Below are 2899 nucleotides of genomic sequence, written 5' to 3'. Positions count from 1 at the left end.
AAGATTCTCTTTAAAGAAGTCCTAGGGAAAGATTATAAAAAACAAGACTATATAGACCAATTTACGATTCGCGTTCCAGAAAATTTAGCGAAACTTGATCGGGTAGAGAAGTTTCATAAGGAAAACGTTGCTGGCGCACCGGAGATACTTTTTGATATTCTTAAAGAGCAGCGCCAACGTCTGCTCAAAGCTAAAAAACAATTCGGCGATTATATTTCACCTGATAGCCTGAAAAAATCTTAAGATAAAGGAGGAAGTTGATTATGTCAAATAAGACACTACGATTTTCAAGACTTGGAGATATTGAGTTTTTTAAGAGAGGAAAAGTAAGAGAGATTTACAACCTTAAAGATAAGTTTCTGATGGTGGCAACTGACAGAATATCCTGCTTTGATGTAGTATTGCCTACGGAAATTCCTCATAAAGGGGAAGTTTTAACTAAGCTTTCAGTGTTTTGGTTTGAGTTTACCGGGGATATAATTTTCAATCATTTTATCACTGCTAATGCAGATGAGTTTCCAGAAGAGCTGCAAAAGCATAAAGAAACATTATGCAGCCGTTCTATGTTGGTTAAGAAAGCAAATCCTATGCCTGTTGAATGCGTGGTGAGAGGTTATCTTTCCGGCTCTGGTTGGAAAGAATACAAAGAGACGCAGTCTATCTGCGGGATAAAGCTCCCCAAAGGGCTTAAGGAGTCAGATAAGTTACCGGAGCCCATTTTTACCCCAGCAACAAAAGAAGAAGTCGGGCACGACATTAATGTAACGCAGGAATATATTGAAAAGAAGATTGGAAAAGAGATAACCACAAGGCTAAAAGAGATAAGTTTGAGTCTTTACAAAAAAGCCAGTAGTTATGCTGAATCAAAAGGCATAATTATTGCCGATACAAAGTTTGAATTTGGCACAATCGAAGATGAAATTATTCTTATAGATGAAGTGCTTACACCTGATTCGTCTCGCTTTTGGCCAAAAGATAGCTATGTCTCTGGGAAAAGTCAGCCAAGTTTTGACAAACAATTTGTCCGTAACTATCTAGAAACGCTGGATTGGAATAAAGAATCACCTGGACCGGAGTTGCCTGATGAGATAGTCAATAAAACAACAGAGAAATATCTTCAGGCCCTTAAAATGATTACGGATAAAGAAGGATAGAAATGCCAAATCAGAAGGAGGTAGTCTAAAGATGAATGGCAAAACGAAACAAGAGATTGAATCTGCAGTTAGTGAGGCGATGACCAAATTTTTAAAAGAGCAGCTGGACGAGGAGGCTGAAACAGTGACTGTTCAAGTAGCAGGTGATGCGATAATCGTAAGATTCAAAGGAGTCATGTCTCCCGCAGAAAGATTTTTGGTTAAAAATCAGGAAGGCATGAGATTGATAAAAGAGCTAAAGGTAAAACTTATCGAAAGAGCAAGGCCCCTTTTAGAAACGATGATTAAAAATTTAATTGATGCTGAGGTGGTTGATATTCATTCAAGTTTTGATCCGACAACTGGCGAACGCATTGAAATTTTTACATTAAACAAGGATTTGGAGAAAATTAGTTCTGTTTGAATTTAATGGGCTTGTTAGAAGATAGCTATAAAAGAAGGAGGTATTAAATGCAGAGCAATCTAAAAAAAGAACTCACTCTTTTAGATATCTTTTGTGTAGCTACAGGAGCAATGATTAGTTCAGGCCTTTTTATCCTACCAGGATTAGCTTTTGCCAAAGCAGGCCCGGCAGTTATTTTGTCTTATATGATAGCTGGTATTTTTTGCCTTCCTACACTTTTAAGTATGGCAGAATTAACTACAGCCATGCCTAAGGCCGGAGGAGACTATTTTTATATTATGAGAGGATTTGGCCCTCTTTTGGGGACTTTGGCCGGTTTTAGCACCTGGTTCTCTTTAAGCTTGAAGGGGGCATTCGCTTTAATAGGTATGGGAGCTTATCTAAGTATAATAACCCCCTTATCCTTAAATGTTATTGCCTTTTGGCTGTGTGTATTTTTTGTTATTTTAAATCTAATAGGGGTAAAAGAAGCAGGGAGATTTCAGGTATTCTTGGTTTTAGGGCTTTTAGGTGTACTTCTTGGTTATGTCCTCTGGGGGATGAAAACCGTTAGCTCTGTGAATTTCTCGCCATTTTTTTCTAAAGGATTGGGCTCTGTGTTTGCCACAGCTAGTTTTGTTTTTATCTCTTACGGCGGCTTAACTAAAGTGGCTGCTTTGGCTGAAGAGACAAAAAATCCAGGCAAAAACTTACCCTTAGGCATGATCCTTTCTCTTGTCGTAACCTCTATCTTTTATGCTTTGGTTATCTTTGTAACTGTAGGGGTTTTAAATCCCGAAAGTCTAAAAGGAACCCTTACTCCAATCTCGGATGGGGCAGGAATTTTTGGAGGCGATGTTTGGAGAATTATAATAAGTATAGGCGCATTTTTGGCCTTTATTTCTACTGCTAACGCTGGAATTATGACTGCCTCAAGATATCCTTTGAGTATGAGCAGGGATAAACTTTTACCCGATGTTTTTCAAAAAATAAGCCCCAAATTCAAAACTCCTCATGTCGCCATTTTTTTTACCGGCGCTTTTATGATTTTTGCTATTTTGTTTTTCAAGTTAGAATTGTTGGTTAAAGTTGCCTCAAGCATATTGATTTTGCTTTATGTCTTGGCTAATCTAACGGTAATTTTATTTAGAGAAAGTAAAATCTTAAGCTACAGGCCAAGATTTCATGCTCCTTTCTACCCCTATCTGCAAATTTTAGGGATATTAGGAGGAGGGTTCCTGTTAATTGAGATGGGAACATTTATTATTTTTCTGACCGTAATCTTTTTTCTGTTGGGATTTATCTGGTATAAAGTATATGCTCAAAAAAGAGCGGCACAGGATTCTGCTTTGATCTATGTTTT

4 protein-coding genes are annotated in these 2899 nt (G+C 37.6%); all 4 read left to right on the top strand.

Annotation, left to right across the window (positions count from 1 at the left end):
• On the top strand, positions 1–243 hold a 243-nt coding region (locus tag KKC91_00630), incomplete at its 5' end, for a phosphoenolpyruvate carboxykinase (protein ID MBU0477064.1).
• A gap of 20 nt (positions 244–263) precedes the next feature.
• Entirely contained in the window at positions 264–1154 is an 891-nt protein-coding gene (locus KKC91_00625; GenBank protein ID MBU0477063.1) for a phosphoribosylaminoimidazolesuccinocarboxamide synthase, read from the top strand.
• 31 nt (positions 1155–1185) lie between these two features.
• Positions 1186–1557 carry a DUF2294 domain-containing protein gene (locus KKC91_00620; protein MBU0477062.1) on the top strand — a complete coding sequence of 124 codons (372 nt, stop codon included), beginning with the start codon at positions 1186–1188 and terminating at the stop codon, positions 1555–1557.
• A 47-nt stretch (positions 1558–1604) separates the two neighbouring features.
• Positions 1605–2899: APC family permease (locus KKC91_00615; GenBank protein ID MBU0477061.1), on the top strand; the 1295-nt coding region annotated here is incomplete at its 3' end.

Source organism: bacterium, from assembly GCA_018812485.1.
Taxonomy (GTDB): Bacteria; JAHJDO01; JAHJDO01; order JAHJDO01; family JAHJDO01; genus JAHJDO01.
This window is presented reverse-complemented; position numbering and strand designations above follow the sequence as displayed.